Origin of the sequence: Leifsonia poae (genome assembly GCF_050632195.1) — a bacterium.
Taxonomy (GTDB): domain Bacteria; phylum Actinomycetota; class Actinomycetes; order Actinomycetales; family Microbacteriaceae; genus Leifsonia; species Leifsonia poae_C.
In genome coordinates this window covers 1,783,441-1,799,932 of record NZ_CP192580.1, presented here as the reverse complement: position 1 = coordinate 1,799,932, position 16,492 = coordinate 1,783,441, and the positions used below count along the sequence as shown (strand labels likewise).

Here is a 16,492-nt window from a genome sequence, read left to right as displayed (position 1 = left end):
CGACTCCGGCTCGCGGCCGATCAGCAGTGCGTTCTCGCGGAAGATGGCGTTCGCGAACGAGTTGTATGTGGCGACCGTCGGCGCATCGAAGGGATCGAACTCGATAGCGGTGAGCCCCGAGTCCACGAGCTGTTCGATGCGTTTCCGGATGCGCAGGGCCAGCTCCCCGCCGCCTTGCGGGTGAACGTCAGACCCAGGATCTCCGGAACCCGCACGTGGCCGTTGGCCAGGAGCCAGACCACGCGGTTGGCCATCGTCTCGGTCTTGCCGCTGCCGGCGCCGGCCACGACGATCGCCGGCCCCAGCGGCGCTTCGATCACCGCCTGCTGCTGGCCGGTCGGTGTGGGCAGGCCGAGCGTCTCGGCGATTTGAACCGCGCTGAGCTGCCGACCCTCAGGGCGCGGTTCAGGATGCAGGCGCTCTTCTGCGAGCGCCAGCTCCACCAGGTCGAGGGTCTCGTCGACCTCCCAGTCGAACACTCCGTCGAGCGCCGCCTCGGAGATGTTGCCGCCGTCGTCTTCGGTCATGCGCTCACCGCCGGCACCAGGTGGATGCGGTACTCGTACTTGGCATGCGGGTCGCGCTCCTCGAGGTTCAAAACAGCGAGGAAGGTGTTGTCGGCCATGCCTTCTGCGGCGGCCGCCACGCGCTCGCGAAGGCGGACGAACCCGTCTTCGTCCTGACGTTCCTGCGCCACCTCACGGTAGTTCTTGCCCCGGATGCCGGTGCTCACGAAGAGCAGCTTGGCGCCGCCTGATGCGAGCTCCGCATCCTCTGGCCGGGCGATCGCGCCGTGTTCGAGGGCGAGCTGGTACGCCCCGAGCTGTGCGTGCTCGGCCACCTTGGCGGCCGACGGCACGGTCTTGCCGGTCTTCAGGTCGACGATGACGATCGTGCCGTCGGGCGTGCGTTCGACGCGGTCGATCTTTCCGCTGACGAGTGCTTGCCCGAGCTCGAGCTGGAACTCGCCTTCAGAGCCGAGCAGCACGCCTCCGTCGCGATCGAAGTCGCGCAGGTACTCGGAGAGCCCCTCGGCCAACCGCCGAGTGCGTCGCCTTTCCTTCTCTTCGAGCCACGGCGACTCGAACTGCAGTTCACCCCAGCGCTCCTCGACGCCCTGCCAGATGTGCTCGACGCTGAGGTCGCCCTCCGGCTCAGTGCTCACCTGCTCCATCACGGCGTGCACTACCGTGCCGATGCCCGCGGCGAGCCCGCTCGGCGACGAGGCCATCGCATCCACGAACCAGGCCAGCGGCGACTTCTCGAACGTCTCGAGCCGCGAGGGCGACACGCGCACCCGCGCTTCGTCGTCGGACAGGTCGACGAGCGGCTCGACCGTCGACGGCTCGGTCAGGCCGTACCAGTCGGCGGGATCGGCGCCGTCGACCGCGGCCGCGGCGAGCCTCGCCAAAGCGTCGGCGGCGTCCGGAGACCCGGTGGTCACGAGTCGGCGGCGCAGGCGGCCGACCATTCCGCGCAGGGAGAGCGGATGCGCCGCATCGTCGGCGTCTTGCACCGCGTTGCCGCTAGTGAGGCGGAGGAACGGCGACGGCTGCTCGTCGTCGTTCGCGGTGGCCGTGAGGATGACCTGCCCGCGCGCGCGGGAGACGGCGAGCGCGAACATCCTGAGCTCGTCGCCCATCACCTGCGCACGCTCATCGGCGGTTTCGGATGCGGTACCCGCGACGACCTCGCCCAGTTTCTGCGGATGCAGCAGCGACCCCCGCAGACGGAGGTTCGGCCAGACGCTCTCCTGCAGGCCCGCGACGGCGACGACCTCGTACTCAGCGCCGATCGTCGCGCTCGGTGTGCAGACCAGCACGGCATCGGACGCGGTCTGGGCCGCGAGCGTGTCTTCAGGAACCTCTGCATCGAGGAGTTCGCGCACGAAGAGGGCGGCCGGCTTCTCCGGGTAGCGCTCGACGAAGCGGCGTGCCGCCGTGAACAGAGCCACAACCCCGTCGAGGTGCCGATTCGCCTCGTCGGCGACGATGCCGCTGCGCTCCGACTGTTCGAGCCAGCGCTTCGCCAGGCCGCTGCGCTCCCAGGCGTGCCAGAGCAGCTCCTCGATCGTGGCTCCCGCCGCTGCCTTCTCCTTGCCCGAACGCAGGGTCTCGGCGAGCCGCCCTGCCCGTCGCGCCGGCGACGAGTCGATGGTCGCGAACCGTCCGGGTGCGCCGAGCGCCTCCACGATCAGTTCATCGGCTGGCCGATTGCCTTCGCCGGCGATCTCCTCCTGCCGCAATGCAAGACGCAGGCGCCGCAGGCTCACGCCGTCCAGGCCGCCGAAAGGCCCGACGAGGAGGTCGGCGGCGAGCGCGGCGGTCAACTCGACCGAGCCCAGCTCGACACCGATCACGTTCAGCAGCTGCCGGGCGGCGAAGTCGTCGCGAAGCGCGCGGCCCGCAACCGAGGTCTTGGTGGGAACCTCGGCGACGGCGAGTGCACGCGCCAACGGCGGTACGTGCGCCCCGGACCGAACGATCACGGCCATGCTCCCCCAGGGAACACCGTCGAGCAGGTGACGCTCGCGCAACTTGCGAGCCAAGCGCGCGGACTCCGCCGGTGCCGATGACGCCTCCATCGTGACGATCTGCGGCGGACCGACCTCGGGGCGCGTGCGACCGGCTGCGGCGAGCCGTTGCACGCCCGCCGCGGCGGTGCCGATCCGTTCGGTCACCGCGGCCGTCAGCTCTCGCAGCGCGGGCGACTGCCGGTGGGCCGTGGCGAGCACGAAGCGGGTGACGGGAACGCCGAGCCGCACGTCCAGTTGCCCGAGCGCCGCTGCCTCGGCGCCGCGGAAGGCGGTCGACGAGACATCCGGATCGCCGAAGGCGACCACCGCCACCCCGCGCGCCGCGAACGCACGCAGCAGGGAAAGAGTTGCGACGGTGGCCTCCTGCAGGTCGTCGACCAGGATCAGGCGAAAGCGATCGAGGGCACCGTCCCGTGTCACGATCGTGACCGCGTTGTCGATCAGCTCGGCGGAATCGACGAAGGAGTCGCGGTAGTTCGCCACCACCTCGCGATACTCGCGGATGAAGCGTGCGGCTGCCCGCCACTCGGGATGGTCGGCGATCGCGCCCAGTTCGGACAGGCGGCTCGGGGTGACGCCGTGCTCGACGCAGCGGGCCATCAGCTCGCGGAGCTCCGTTCGGAACCCGCGGAGGGCGCGCACCTCTTCGCCGAGCGGCTCGGGCCATACCGGGCCCGTTGCGTCTTCGACGTGACCGGCGAGCAGCTCCGCGATGATCTGATCCTGCTCGCCGCCCGTCAGGAGGCGAGGCGGCTCCGTGGCCGTCGCGCGGGCCCGCTCCCCCACGATCTGGAAGGCGAGCGAGGTGGCCGTGCGGGCGAGTGGCCCGTTGGTCGGCACGCCGATCCGCAGCGCGATGCGGTCGCGCAACCGAGTGGCGGAGGCTCGGGATGCGGTGAGCGCGAGCACCTCGCCTGTCGCGTAGCCGCGGCCCAGCACCCGCTCCGCCAGCACCTCGACCAGCGTCGTGGTCTTGCCTGTTCCCGGAGCCCCCAGAACGGCCGCCGATGAGCCGTCGGGCAAGCTCAGCACGCGCTCTTGAGCCTCGTCGAGTGCGAGGTCGATCGGGTCGCCGGCCGCCGTCGGGCGAGGCAGGAAACCACGGATCGTCATGACAAGAACGCTACCGGCGTCCGCCGACAGAGAACGCGTCGCAGCGCCGTGAGCCGAGTGTCGTAGTCTGAACTCACACCGCCGGTACAGAGTCGAAAGGCACCACACGTGGAGATCCGCATCGGAATCGTCAACGCCCCCGCGAGCTCAGCTTCGAGTCGAACCAGACGGTCGACGAGATCGCGGAGCAGGCTCAGGCCTCGCTCACCAGCGGAACCGGATTCCTCCGCCTCACCGACGACAAGGGCAAGGTCTACCTCGTGCCCGTCGCCGGCATCGCATACATCGAGATCGGCAGCGACGAGTCCCGTCGCATCGGCTTCGTCGGCTAGTCCACCGTGGAACTCCTCTTCGTCGCCCTCGGCGAGGCCATCCTCGGCCTCGCCGCCCGGTACTTCCTGCCGGGTCGCCACACGCACGGGTCCGTTCTCGTTCCCGCGATCGGCGTGATGGTCTCCAGCGTGCTCTGGGTCGCCCTCACCTGGGCCGGGCTCAAGTGGAACGGGGGCTGGATCTGGTGGATCACGCTCGTCGGAACCGCTGTCGTCGTGACCGTTGTCGACCTGCTCCTGGGGCGCATCCGGACGAACAGCGATGACCGTCTGCTGGCGAACCTGACCAAGGGCGCGATCGCGCGCTGAGCGGCTGTGTCGCGTCGCCGCCGCTAGGCGGTGAGTCCCAGCGCGTCCATCCGGCGCGTGTGCGCGGCGATGAGCTCGGTGAAGATCGGCTCGGTCCGCTCTTCGTCGCTGGCCGCGTTGCCCGAGAGCTGCAGAGCCGAACGGGCCACGAGCAGGGTGTCGCCGACGAGACGACGCCCCCACAGCGCCAGGCGCGACGAGAGCTTGGGATCGCTCCCGATCGCATCACGCAGAACGTCGATGATGCCCTCCTGGCCGCCGTCTGAGCCGAGAAGCGCCGCGATCCTGGGCCCGACATCACCTGGCAGTCCGGCGGCGAGACGGATGAAGAAGTCGTCGAGCAGACCGCTCGTCACCAGGACCGCGAGTAGCGACTCCTGCCAGTCGGCGCCGGTGGTCAGCGCGGTGAAACCGTCGATCTCATCTGCGAACGCCTGCATCACCTCGGCGGGGTCATCGCCGCGCCGCCGGATCTCCGCCACGATTCCCTGGTGCTTCGACAGCGACGCGCCAGCCGCGGCCGAGACCTTCTCTTTGGCGCCGAGGTCGTCGACCTCGCCCACCACACGGGACAGGGTCTGGAACGTCTCGAGTTGTAGGTAAGCCGCCTGCCCCAGATACGGCAGGAGATCGGGCATCACCTCGTGCAGGTCGACCCTCGTCGCCGGGGTCGGGGTATCCCGGGATCGGAGTCGCGGAAGCTCGACCGGGGGCCGTCGTCGGGATAACCAGGTTGCCACGTACAGCAGTGTAACGGGGAGCGTCCGGTAGGCTTGATCTGCCGTCGGCGATGGAACGACGGCCCTACGCCTGAGAAGAGAACAGGGCGTAGACCCATCCGCTTCTCAATCGACAGGCATATCTTCGTGACTTTTTCCGAACTCAATATCGAACAGGACATGGTCGACGCCCTCGCCAGCAAGGGCATCATCGAACCGTTCCCCATCCAGGCACAGACCATTCCACTCGCCCTCGACGGGCAGGACATCATCGGACAGGCCAAGACCGGAACCGGCAAGACCTTCGGCTTCGGCCTCCCGATCATCCAGCGTCTCGGCCTCCACCCGGAGCCGGGCGTGCAGGCTCTCGTCGTGGTGCCCACCCGCGAGCTCTGCGTGCAGGTCTTCGAAGACCTCTCCCAGGCCGCGGAGAACCGCGACACCAGCGTGGTCGCCATCTACGGCGGCAAGGCGTACGAGGGCCAGATCGCTCAGCTCAAGTCCGGCGCGCAGATCGTCGTCGGCACCCCCGGTCGCCTGCTCGACCTCGCCAGCCAGCGTCTCCTGAACCTCGGCAACGTGCGCGAGATGGTGCTCGACGAGGCCGACAAGATGCTCGACCTCGGCTTCCTCGCCGACATCGAGAAGCTGTTCGCGCAGACGCCGGCCACCCGCCACACCATGCTGTTCTCCGCGACGATGCCCGGCCCGATCGTCGCGCTGGCCCGCCGCTTCATGACGCGCCCGATCCACATCCGTGCCACCGACCCCGACGAGGGTCAGATCCAGGCGAACATCAAGCACCTGATCTACCGCGCGCACTCGCTCGACAAAGACGAGGTCGTCGCCCGCATCCTGCAGGCCGAGGGCCGCGGCAAGACCGTCGTGTTCACCCGCACCAAGCGCGCCGCCGCAAAGCTGGTCGAAGAGCTGAACGACCGCGGCTTCAACGCCGCGGCCGTGCACGGCGACCTCAACCAGGAGCAGCGCGAGCGCGCCATGGCCGCGTTCAAGGCCGGCAAGAAGGACATCCTCATCGCGACGGATGTGGCTGCGCGCGGCATCGACGTCGACGACGTCACCCACGTGATCAACCACACCATCCCGGACGACGAGAAGACCTACCTGCACCGTGCGGGCCGCACCGGCCGCGCAGGTAAGACCGGTATCGCCGTCACGTTCGTGGACTGGGAAGACCTGCACAAGTGGGCGCTCATCAACCGCGCTCTCGAGTTCGGCCAGCCCGAGCCGACCGAGACGTACTCGTCGTCGCCGCACCTGTTCAGCGATCTCGACATCCCCGCCGGGTCGAAGGGGCGCCTGAAGAGCACGCCCGCCGTCAAGACCCCCGCCGCGGAGGGCGGGCCGCGTCGTCAGGGCGCTGCAGGCTCGCGCCCCGCATCCGACTCCCCCGCTCCAGCAGTGGCGAGGGCGGCCAGCGCCGCCGTCGCACGCGCGGCGGTCGCCCGTCCGGTGCCGCAGGTGGCGACACCGCCCCCGCGGGCGAGTCGACGCAGGCCGCTGGCACGCACGACGGAGGCGGCTCGGAGCACCACGACGGAAACAGCGCACCGCGCCGTCGTCGTCGCTCGCGCGGTGGCGCACCGACCGCTCCCGCTAACTAGCGGGTCGAGTCGACCGGATCCCGCGCGCACAGGTTTGCGCGCGGGGTCAGTACCAGTTGTTGCTGACCTCGTGCGCCCAGGCACCGCAGGGTGAGCCGTAGCGACCCTTGATGTACGTCAGGCCCCAGTCGATCTGGGTGTTCGCGTTGGTCAGCCAGTCGGGCCCCGCCGACGACATCTTCTCGGGCGGAAGCGCTTGTGCGATGCCGTACGCGTCGCTCGAGGGATTGACCGCGTTGGCGCGCCATCCCGACTCCTGGTTCCACAAGCGCACGAGGCAGCTCATCTGGTCGCTGCCCCAGCCGTATCTGCCGAGCTGGCCCGCGGCGTATGCCTGCGCGGCGGCCGGGTTGACGGTCATCCCCGTCGGAGCGGAAACCCAGTGGGTGCCCGCTCCCGCCGACCCGTTGGCCGCTTGCGCGGCAGCCGCGGCGGCGGCAACGCCCTGCGCGTACTGCTGCTCGAAGGATGCCGCGGTGTTCTTCAGCAGCGCGAGTTGCGCGTAGAGCGTGGAAGCATGCTCCTGCTGACTCGCGAGCTCCGCCTCCGCCGCCGCGTGAGCTGCCTGCGCGGCTTCGAGGGCCGACTTCGCCTTCGCAGCCAGCTGGTCCCTGATCTTCTGGGCCGTGTCGGCTTGGGCGCTGAGCGATGTCGCGAGGTTCTTCTGCTCGTCGGCCGCCGCGAACAGCTTGGTCGCGTTGGCGCCGAGCTTGGCGACAGCACCGAGTTGGTAGAGCAGGCTGTCTGAGGTCTTTTGTTCGTCACTGGTGAGGAACAGTCTCAGGGCGTAGTCCGAACCACCGGCACGCCCCATCTGTTCGGCCAGCTTGCCGCTCTGCGCCCGCAGCGTGTCCGCCTCGCTCTTCGCTGAGTCCGCTCGCGCTTGCAGATCCGTGGCCTTGGCCGTCGCCTTCTGCAGGTTCAGTTCGGCAAGTCCGTATTCGCCGGCACGTTTGACCGCGGCCTCACTCGCAGCGTTCGACGCGGTCTGCAGCCCGGCGAGCAGACCGTTGATCCGGTCGACCTGCGCCTGAGTGGCGGCGGCATTCGCCTTCGCCGCCTGCACATCCCCCCACGACGGGTAAGAGGGCGCGGCGATCGCGGCACCGACTCCGGATGCGGTCACCAGGGTGGCGACGAGTACGGTCGCCACCGCGCCGACGCTCCAGGCCGTCCGTCTCACACACACCTCACTCCGTCGCCCCGATTCAGGCTAGGGCAGAAGTTTCACGAGGCGTAGAAGGGTGCCGCGCCTGTCGCTTCTTCGATGATGCGGTCGAGAACCTCCGGCGCAGTGGTGTTCTCCCCGAGCCGGTTCGGCTTGCCGGAGCCGTGATAGTCGCTCGAACCGGTGATCGCGAGGCCGTAGCGGGCGGCGAGTTCGTGCAGCCGCGCCTTGCCGTCCTCAGTGTTCTCGCGGTGGTCGATCTCGAGGCCGAAGAGGCCCGCATCCACGAGCCGCTTGAGTCGGTCGTCGGGGATCACCCTCCCCCGCCCGCCGGTTCCGGGATGCGCGAGCACGGGCACCCCGCCAGCGCCCCGGATGAGCCGTACCCCGGTGAGCGGATCGGGTGCGTAGTGGGGAAGGTAGTAGCCTGCGCGCCAGTGCAGGATGCCGGCGAACGCAGCGCTGCGGTCGGGTGCGAGGCCCCGTGCCACGAGGGCGTCTGCGATGTGGGGGCGGCCGACGGTGGCGCCATCCGTCGCCTGCGCCATCACGTCGTCCCAGGTGATGTCGTAGTCCTGCGAGATGTGGCGCACCATGTCTTCTGCGCGCTTCAACCGACCCGTGCGGATGCGCTCCGTCTCGGCCACGAGCGCCTCGTTCGCCGGGTCGAACAGGTAGCCGAGCATGTGCACGCTGGCGAACTCGATCCGGGTGCTGAGCTCCATGCCCGGGATGACGGTGACCCCGACCTCGACGCTGGCAGCGGCCGCATCCAGCCAGCCCGCCGTCGAATCATGGTCGGTGAGAGCGACGGTTCCGAGTCCGGCCGCCGCGGCGGCGCGGACGAGTTCGCCGGGTGTCTCGGTGCCGTCGGAAACGCTCGAATGGGTGTGCAGATCGATGGGACCCCGGAAGCGTCGCGCATCAGCCATGCAGTCCATCCTAGGAGTGGAAGAATGGGAGCCATGTCTTCGCAGTCCACCAGTCAGCAGACCACGCCCGCCGCCGAGCCTCGCGCCACGAGCAATCGCTCGACGACACCGGGTTCCGAGGGATTCAAGGAGTACATCGGCAGCGGCTGGGCCGACCGGGCCGAGCCCGTCCCCTCCCCCGCGAACAAGCGGCGTACGCCGCCGTGCGACGGGCTCGGATCTCCGAGCTCCACCCCGGCAAGCGGCTGATCATCCCGGCCGGGTCGCTCAAGCAGCGCTCGAACGACACCGACTTCCCCTTCCGCGCGCACTCGGCCTTCGCGCACCTGACCGGGTGGGGTTCCGACTCCGAGCCCGGGTCGGTGCTCGTGCTGGAGCCGACGGATGCCGGCCACGAGGCCACCGTCTACTTCCGCGAGCGCGCCGGGCGCGATTCCGACGAGTTCTACGCGAATCCGGAGATCGGCGAGTTCTGGATCGGCCCCCGCCCGTCGCTCGCGCAGGTCGCCGGCGACCTCGCCCTGCCGACCCGCGGAATCGCCGACCTGACCGACGTGATCGACGCGTCCGACGCGAACACCCTCATCGTGCGGGAGGCGGATGCGGCACTCACCGACCAGGTCGACGCGCTGCGCATCGTGCGGGCCGGCGACGACGCCACGGCAGAGGACCACGCCGACGACGACCAACTCGCCCGCGACCTCTCGGAGCTGCGCCTCGTCAAGGACGCCTACGAGGTGGCCGAACTCCGCAGCGCTGTGGATGCGACCGCGCGCGGCTTCGACGACGTGATCGGCGACCTCGACCGCATCACCGCGCATCCACGCGGCGAACGGCTCGTCGAGGGTGTCTTCAACGGGCGCGCCCGCGCCGACGGGAACGCGGTCGGCTACGACACGATCGCCGCCAGCGGCCCGCACGCGTGCATCCTGCACTGGACTCGCAACGACGGACCCGTCGTGCCGGGCGACCTGATCCTGTTGGACGCCGGGGTCGAGGTCGACAGCTACTACACGGCCGACATCACGCGCACCTTCCCGATCAGCGGCACCTTCACGGAGACCCAGCGACTCGTGTACGAGACGGTACGCGAGGCGGCGGACGCAGCATTCGCGATCGTGCGCCCGGGCATCCGGTTCCGCGAGATCCACGCGACCGCGATGGCGGTCATCGCGCGCCGCACCGCCGAATGGGGTCTGTTGCCCGTGACCGCCGAGGAAGCGCTCGAGACGGACAACCAGCACCACCGCCGCTACATGGTGCACGGTACGAGCCACCACCTCGGGCTTGACGTTCACGACTGCGCGCAGGCTCGCCGCGAGCTGTACCTCGACGGCATCCTGCAGCCGGGTATGACCTTCACCATCGAGCCGGGTCTGTACTTCCAGCCCGACGACCTGACCGTGCCCGAAGAGTTCCGCGGCATCGGCGTGCGCATCGAGGACAACATCCTGGTCACCGAAGACGGCGCCGAGAACCTGTCGATCGCGATCCCGCGCACGGCCGAAGACGTCGAGGCCTGGGTGCAGCGCCTCAGCTGAACAGCGTCGCAGCCCGTCGCAGCCGAACGGATAAGGACCGGGCCCCGCAGCCGAAGCGGGCCCGGTCCTTTCCAGATGCGGGTCAGAAGATCCGCAGGCCGATCTCTGCAGGAGCCGCGAGCAGCGACTCGATCTCGTCGTCGAGACGGACGAGGGTCACGGATGCGCCGGCCATGTCGAGCGAGGTGCAGTACTCCCCGACGTAGCTGCGCCCGACCGTGATGCCGCGATCCGCCAGCTGCTTGTGCGCGTGCCGGTAGGCGATGTACAGCTCGCTGATCGGTGTGCCACCCAGGCCGTTGATCATCAGCGCCACCCGGTCGCCGCTCTTGAACGGCAGGTCCGCGATCACGGGCTCCAGGATCTCGTCGACGAGTGCATCCGCCGGCTCGATCTTCGCGCGGCGGCGCCCGGGCTCGCCGTGGATCCCGACACCGATCTCGATCTCGTCGTCGCCCAGCTCGAACAGCGGCGAGCCCTTGGCTGGAGGCGTGCAGGCTGTCAGGGCCAGCCCCATCGTCCTGGTGACGGAATTGACCTTCTCACCGATTCGCACGACCTCGTCGAGGTCAGCCCCCGCTTCGGACGCGGCACCGACGGCTTTCATCACGAAGAAGTTGCCGGCGACACCACGACGACCGACCGTGTACGTCGAGTCCTGAACGGAGACGTCGTCGTCGATGAACAGGGTCTTGACCGTGACGCCGTCAGCGAGACTCATCTCCTGAGCCATGTCGAACGCCATCTTGTCGCCGGTGTAGTTGTTCACGAGGAGGAGCACGCCCTTCGGCGAGGCGAGCAGCTTCGTCGTCTCGTAGACGTAGTCCATGGGGGGCGCGGCGAAGACATCCCCCGGACACGCGCCGTCGAGCATCCCCTTGCCCACGGTCAGCACGTGCGCCGGTTCGTGGCCGGAGCCGGAGCCCTGGATGATCGACACCTTGTCATCTCGCGGCGCATCCTTGCGCATGATGAGGTTGTAGTCGGGCACGTAGCGCAACGTGTCCGGGTTGGAGAGCGCGATGCCTTCCAGCATCTCGGGAACGTACTTCAGTGGGTCGTTGACGAACTTCTTCATTTTCTTCTCCACATCGGGTTTGTATCGAGGGCTTGTTTCGGTGCTTCACTGTTGACGAGTCAGGACGCCCCGGGCCGGCTCCCCCACTCCGAGGCGAGCCGTTCGAGGATGACCGCGACCGCCACCGCTCCGGGGTCGGGCGAGCCGATGCTGCGCTCGCCCGTGTACGCGGCGCGGCCCCGACGCGCCTGCATCGAGACCGTGGCATCGGCTGCCGTCCGGGCGGTCGCTGCCGCTGCGGCAACGACCTCGTCGCTGGACGCGCCGGCGGCGAGCTTCTCCTCGATCGTGTCGGTCATCGGCGCGAGGGCGTCGAGCAGGGTCTTGTCCCCCAGCTCCGCGTTGCCGCGGGCCTTGATGCCGTCCATCGCGGCGCGCAGCATGGCGACCGCATCCGTACCCGTGATCTCGTCGCGCCCCTTCGTCACGGTCGCGGCGCGGAGGAACGCGGTGCCCCAGATGGGTCCGGAGGTCCCGCCGATCCGGCCGGTGATGACCATCGCGATCTTCTGGAGGAACACCCCGATGTTGGTGCGGTCGTAGCTGTCCCAGTCGGCGAGGACGATCTCGAATCCGCGGGCCAAGGAGAATCCGAAGTCCCCATCGCCGACGACCGAGTCGAGATCGCCGAATTCCTTCTCGTTGTCGACCGCCGTTTGGGCGATCGTGCGGACCACGAACTCGGTGTCGCTGAAACTCTGGGTCGTCATCGCTGCTCCTTCGGGCGATTGCGGGAATGGATGTGGTCGGTCACGGTCTCGGCCTCTCGAGAATCGCGGCGAAGTCGTCGACGGTGACGAGCGGTCCCGGATGCACACCGGCCGCGGCCGCCAACTCCTCCGCCGGCTCGCCGGGGTCGCCGAGCGAACTGACGACGAGGGAGGCTCCCGTGAAATCCTCGTCGGTCGTGTACGCGCTGACGGTCACGACCGTGCGGAGACCTGCGTCGATGGCCGCGCGCGTCCCGTTGCTGCTGTCCTCGACCACGATCGCGTCGTCGACGCCGAGGCCGAGCCGGTCGAGGGCGAGCAGGTAGATGTCCGGTGCCGGTTTCTTGTGCGGCACGATGTCCCCCGCGAATACCGCGAACTTCGCGGCCAGCTGCGGGCCAACGGCATGTTCAAGCACCGCTCGCACCGAGGGCTCTGCAGAGGTGGAGGCGACGGCGAGCCCCCAACCGGCCGAATCCGCCGCCGCCACCACACGTTCGATCCCGGGCCGACCGGGCAGGGCTCCGGATGCCACGAGCTCGGTATAGATCGCCGTCTTGCGTTTGTGCCAGCCGGCGAGCAGCTCGCGCTGCCCCTCCTCATCGGACGGCAGGCCGTTCGCGGCGACGAAATCGGGGGTCAGGATGCTCGCCATCCGCTCTTTGCCGCCGCCGATCAGCACCTTCACGCGATAGTCGTCGTCGCTCCAGTGCACCGGGATGCCCTCCTCGGCGAACGTCTGATTGAACGCCGGCAGATGTCCGTTGCGCTCGGTGTCCGCCAGAACGCCGTCGCAGTCGAAGATCAGGGTCGGCACGGCTCACCACGCCTTTCCCGCGCTGCCGAAGGTGGCGGCAAGTCCCGTGGTCAGGTCGACGATGTTCGAGCGCACCTCCTTGAACAACGACGGCGGGTCCCACTTGTTCGCATCCTCCGCGCCCTTCAGGAAGGCGAGGCTCGACTTCATGAACTCGATCTTCAAAGCGGTCGAGATGTTGACCTTCGCGCACCCGCGCGAGATCAGGTCGTGGAACTGGTCGTCGGTCATGCCGCTCCCGCCATGCAGGGCGATGGGCACTCCGGTGGCCTCCACGATGTCGGTCACACGCTGGAAGTCGAGTTCCGGTGTCGCCGAATAGACTCCGTGGGCATTTCCGATCGAGGGCGCGAACACATCGACACCCGTCTCCCGGATGAACGTGAGCGCGGTGTCGAGACTGTGCCGGGCCGGCTCGGTGTCACTTCCGATGCCGTCTTCCACCCCTTTGATGGCCTCGATCTCGCCCTCGACATGGGCGCCGTAGCGGCGGGCTTCTGCGACCACTTCGACGGTCTGCCGCTGGTTCTCCTCGACCGAGAGCGTGGAGGCGTCGAAGAGTACGGAATTCCAGCCGCGTTCGAGGCATTCGGTGATCACGGCCCGGTCGGGGCAGTGATCCAGGTGCAGGGTGACCGGTACGTCGATGTCTTTCGTCATCGCGGTCCACATCGCGAAGAGCACATCCGAGCCGATGGATTTGACGGTCTTCACCGAGGTCTGCACGATCACCGGGGATCGGGCCTCCGCCGCGCCCGCCAGGACCGCCTCGAGCGTGAGGTCGTTGACGATGTTGATCGCCGGCACGCCGTACCGCTCGGTGAATGCGCGGTCGTCGATCTCCTTCAGGGACACGACGGGCATGGGAACCTCCTTGCTCCGCGGCCAGCGTATGCAGGCCGCCGGTCGGCGCACCACGGGAGCTTCCCCATCCGACGGTAGGGATTCCCCGCAAGCGGCCGCCGGTGGGGCGGACGGCGGCGGCCGTCAGCGGTGGGAGGAGGAGCGCCCGGCGAGCTCGGTGCGGTTGGCTGCACCGGTCTTCCTGAGCACGGAGCCGACGTGCTTCTCGACGGTCTTCACGGAGATCCCGAGCTCGCCGGCGATCAGTTTGTCGGGCATCCCGAGCTCGACGAGAGCCCTGACCTCGCGCTCTCGGGCGGTCAGGGCATCGGCGGCGCCACCGGTGAGCGCGACCGTGAACCGGCTGAGGAACGCTGGGCTCAGGAGGATGTCACCGCGAGCGGCAGCGACCACACTGCGGGCGATCGCGGCGGCATCGGAATCCTGTTCGACGAAGCCCGCTGCTCCCACCCCGGTCGCTCCGAGCAACCGGTCGTCGGTGACGGACCCGATCAGCAGCACGATGCGGGCACCGGGGTCGGCGGCACGCAGATGCGCAGTGAGCTGCACCCCGTCGATGTGCGGCAGGTCGAGGTCGGCGAGCACGACGTTCGGACGCAGCAGGTCGTACGCCTCGACGGCGCTCTTGGCGTCGGGGACCTCCCCGACCACCTGGATGTCCGGCTCGGACAGACCGAGCATGCGCACGAGCCCCGACCGGATGATCGCGCTCGAGTGCACGACGAGCACCTGCCAGCGCGCATGAGCCGCGTCATCCCGCGTCGGCGGTTCGACGGGCAGCTCCGCCCGCACCCTGGTCCCCCACTGCGGCGTCGATTCGATGTGCACGGTTCCGCCCAGGTGCTGAGCGCGCGCTGCCAGACCTTGGAGCCCGAGCCCGCGAAGGGGCCGGCGCGGCGCCTGAGTCAGACTCGCCACATCGAAACCGTGACCGTCGTCGTCGACGAGAACCGTGACCTCGCCGTCTCCATAGACGAGCCCGACCCGTACGCTCTTGGCCGCCGCGTGCTCGACCACATTGGTCAGAGACTCTTGCACGATCCGGAACACCTGCCGTACCGTCTCGGCCGCCAGCGCACCGGGCTCGCCGACGACGACGAGTCGCGTCTGCAGGCCTGCCGCCGATTCGGCCCAACCGAGCTCCAACGCGATCGCTTCGCTCAGCGAGTGGCTGTCGAGCGGCTCCGGCCCGAGCCCGAGCACCGTGCGCTGCGTCTCGCTGAGCGCGGAACGCGCCGCCGTCCTCGCCTGCGCGAGGGCTGCTCGCGGGTCGAGCCCGGTCGCCACCCGACGGTCGGCCTCGTCGACGTTGAGCAGGATGTCGGCCAGCCCGCGGCCGACCGTGTCGTGCACATCCCGAACCACCCGCTCGCGCTCGGCGGCGACAGCCGCCTCGCGTGCCCGCGCCTCGGCGACCGCATGGAGGCGGGCGTTCGTGATCGCGATCGCCGCGTGAGCTGCGAAGCGCTCCAGCAGCAGGGCATCGGCAGCCGTGAACCTCCGTTCCGGGTCGCGGCTGAAGAGCACGAAGGCCCCGATGATCGATCCGCTCCACCGGATGGGCACGCCGATCGTCCCGTGCAACAGCGACCGTTCCGGCCCGTCGATGTGTCCGCCGCGCACCTGCGCGTACTCGGCGAAGATCACGGAGCCACGAGCCCGGACAACCTCCCCCGTCACGCCCTCGTCGAGCGGGAAGACCTGCCCCGACTGGCACCCGACGCCGAGGTCCACTTCTTTGCGGTAGCTTCCCGCCGCCTCGTCGACCGTGCAGATCGACCCGTTCTCGCAACCGAGCAGCGCGAGCGTATGACGCAGGATGCGCTCGAGCAACGGTTCGAGGGCGAAGTGCCCGGCGAGGTCGCCGGCCATCGCAGCCAGAGTGTCGAATTGCGCGCGGACGCTGTCCGCGCTGGAATGCTCGATCGGGTTCTCGGCCTTCATGACGGTCCTCATCGACGTCTGCGGGTCAGGCGTGCGTCTTCATCATGCGCCTTGCACGCGCCCCGGGACAATGCCGGGCGCGCTCGTGGCTACGACCTGTTCTGACCGTCCGAGGGCTGTGCGCCGGGAGGCGCCGTCGGCGGCTCGGGCTGCCCGTACGGCGGCTGGGGCTGCGCTTCGCCATACGGCGGCTGCGGAGCACCCGCGGGCAGGGCTGCGGCCGGCGGCGCCGGAGCGGGAGGCGGGTCAGACGGATGAGGTGCCACCGGCACGTCGGACGGGTGCACGTACGCGCCGCTCGACGCGCCGTTCTGCTCGAGGTTGCGCGCCCGGTTGGCGAATTCCGGGTCCACCAGCACGGAGTAGCTCGTTGCGAGAACCTGCATCACCGAGGTGTAGTCGCGCCTGCGACGGTTGATCGAGTACGAGACGATGCCGAAGAGCATCCCGAAGCCGGCGCCGATCAGCACGGCGGCGATCACGAACGCATAGCTGACGCTCGGCGAGAAGATCACGAGGAGCAGTCCGAAGAAGATTCCGAGCCAGGCACCGGATGCGGCACCCGCGATCGCGACGCGTCCCCAACTGAGCTTGCCGGTGACGCGCTCGACGCTCTTCAGGTCGCTGCCGACGATGGAGACCTTATCGACCGGGAAGTCCGCGCGGGCGAGCACATCGACGGCCTGCTGCGCCTCGGGGTACGTCTCGTACGTGGCGATGATCTCGCCCCGGGGCAGGGTGGGAAAGAGGCCGCGGTTTCGTCCGTTCATCGGACTCGGTGTGGTCATCGCACCATTCTGACAC

The 16,492-nt window shown here is 69.0% G+C and carries 13 protein-coding genes and 2 pseudogenes; 4 read left to right on the top strand and 11 right to left on the bottom strand.

From position 1 onward, the window contains the following. Positions 1–20 precede the first annotated feature (20 nt). Complete coding sequence (locus ACQ86A_RS09100; RefSeq protein WP_431280205.1) at positions 21–527, bottom strand: UvrD-helicase domain-containing protein; 507 nt, start codon at positions 525–527, stop codon at positions 21–23. Beyond that, positions 524–3,649, bottom strand: a complete 3,126-nt coding sequence (locus tag ACQ86A_RS09095) for an ATP-dependent helicase (protein WP_431280204.1) — start codon at positions 3,647–3,649, stop codon at positions 524–526. Before ACQ86A_RS09095 ends, ACQ86A_RS09100 begins: the two co-directional genes overlap by 4 nt. Positions 3,650–3,828: 179 nt before the next feature. Between ACQ86A_RS09095 and ACQ86A_RS09090 the strand changes: the two genes are divergently transcribed. Next, positions 3,829–3,981, top strand: a complete 153-nt coding sequence (locus tag ACQ86A_RS09090; RefSeq protein ID WP_431280409.1) for a DUF3107 domain-containing protein — start codon at positions 3,829–3,831, stop codon at positions 3,979–3,981. A gap of 6 nt (positions 3,982–3,987) precedes the next feature. Further along, positions 3,988–4,290 carry a hypothetical protein gene (locus tag ACQ86A_RS09085; protein ID WP_431280203.1) on the top strand — a complete coding sequence of 101 codons (303 nt, stop codon included), beginning with the start codon at positions 3,988–3,990 and terminating at the stop codon, positions 4,288–4,290. A 23-nt stretch (positions 4,291–4,313) separates the two neighbouring features. On the opposite strand, the gene ACQ86A_RS09080 is transcribed toward ACQ86A_RS09085, so the two are convergent. Further along, a complete protein-coding gene (locus ACQ86A_RS09080; RefSeq protein ID WP_431280202.1) occupies positions 4,314–5,030 on the bottom strand; it encodes a ferritin-like fold-containing protein in 717 nt (238 codons plus the stop codon). Positions 5,031–5,189: 159 nt separating this feature from the next. Here ACQ86A_RS09080 and ACQ86A_RS09075 point away from each other — a divergent pair. Then, a pseudogene (locus tag ACQ86A_RS09075) lies at positions 5,190–6,634 on the top strand (DEAD/DEAH box helicase). A gap of 46 nt (positions 6,635–6,680) precedes the next feature. Here ACQ86A_RS09075 and ACQ86A_RS09070 read toward each other — a convergent pair. Together ACQ86A_RS09070 and ACQ86A_RS09065 are read right to left on the bottom strand one after the other, a co-directional pair. After that, entirely contained in the window at positions 6,681–7,817 is a 1,137-nt protein-coding gene (locus ACQ86A_RS09070; RefSeq protein ID WP_431280201.1) for a hypothetical protein, read from the bottom strand. Between the two features lie 44 nt (positions 7,818–7,861). Then, positions 7,862–8,734 carry a PHP domain-containing protein gene (locus tag ACQ86A_RS09065; protein WP_431280200.1) on the bottom strand — a complete coding sequence of 291 codons (873 nt, stop codon included), beginning with the start codon at positions 8,732–8,734 and terminating at the stop codon, positions 7,862–7,864. A gap of 24 nt (positions 8,735–8,758) precedes the next feature. Between ACQ86A_RS09065 and ACQ86A_RS09060 the strand changes: the two are divergent. Then, a pseudogene (locus ACQ86A_RS09060) lies at positions 8,759–10,275 on the top strand (aminopeptidase P family protein). A gap of 82 nt (positions 10,276–10,357) precedes the next feature. Here the strand turns inward: ACQ86A_RS09060 and dhaK are convergent. The 6 genes from dhaK to ACQ86A_RS09030 form a co-directional block, all read right to left on the bottom strand. Beyond that, positions 10,358–11,353 carry a dihydroxyacetone kinase subunit DhaK gene (dhaK, locus tag ACQ86A_RS09055; protein WP_431280199.1) on the bottom strand — a complete coding sequence of 332 codons (996 nt, stop codon included), beginning with the start codon at positions 11,351–11,353 and terminating at the stop codon, positions 10,358–10,360. 59 nt (positions 11,354–11,412) lie between these two features. Next, positions 11,413–12,063 (bottom strand): dihydroxyacetone kinase subunit DhaL, encoded by a 651-nt coding sequence (gene dhaL / locus ACQ86A_RS09050; protein WP_431280198.1) that lies wholly within the window; start codon positions 12,061–12,063, stop codon positions 11,413–11,415. Between the two features lie 40 nt (positions 12,064–12,103). Then, positions 12,104–12,880, bottom strand: coding sequence for an HAD-IA family hydrolase (locus tag ACQ86A_RS09045; protein ID WP_431280197.1), 777 nt, complete (start codon positions 12,878–12,880; stop codon positions 12,104–12,106). A 3-nt stretch (positions 12,881–12,883) separates the two neighbouring features. Beyond that, positions 12,884–13,798, bottom strand: coding sequence for a class II fructose-bisphosphate aldolase (locus ACQ86A_RS09040; protein WP_431280196.1), 915 nt, complete (start codon positions 13,796–13,798; stop codon positions 12,884–12,886). A gap of 69 nt (positions 13,799–13,867) precedes the next feature. Then, complete coding sequence (locus ACQ86A_RS09035) at positions 13,868–15,688, bottom strand: ATP-binding protein (protein ID WP_431280195.1); 1,821 nt, start codon at positions 15,686–15,688, stop codon at positions 13,868–13,870. A gap of 89 nt (positions 15,689–15,777) precedes the next feature. After that, positions 15,778–16,476 (bottom strand): general stress protein, encoded by a 699-nt coding sequence (locus tag ACQ86A_RS09030; RefSeq protein ID WP_431280194.1) that lies wholly within the window; start codon positions 16,474–16,476, stop codon positions 15,778–15,780. Positions 16,477–16,492: the final 16 nt, after the last annotated feature.

Coding starts and splice junctions, on each gene's coding strand:
- ACQ86A_RS09100 (WP_431280205.1), bottom strand. CDS start 527: ATGACCGAAGACGACGGCGGCAACATCTCCGAGGCGGCGCTCGACGGA.
- ACQ86A_RS09095 (WP_431280204.1), bottom strand. CDS start 3,649: ATGACGATCCGTGGTTTCCTGCCTCGCCCGACGGCGGCCGGCGACCCG.
- ACQ86A_RS09065 (WP_431280200.1), bottom strand. CDS start 8,734: ATGGCTGATGCGCGACGCTTCCGGGGTCCCATCGATCTGCACACCCAT.
- dhaK (WP_431280199.1), bottom strand. CDS start 11,353: ATGAAGAAGTTCGTCAACGACCCACTGAAGTACGTTCCCGAGATGCTG.
- dhaL (WP_431280198.1), bottom strand. CDS start 12,063: ATGACGACCCAGAGTTTCAGCGACACCGAGTTCGTGGTCCGCACGATC.
- ACQ86A_RS09035 (WP_431280195.1), bottom strand. CDS start 15,688: ATGAAGGCCGAGAACCCGATCGAGCATTCCAGCGCGGACAGCGTCCGC.
- ACQ86A_RS09030 (WP_431280194.1), bottom strand. CDS start 16,476: ATGACCACACCGAGTCCGATGAACGGACGAAACCGCGGCCTCTTTCCC.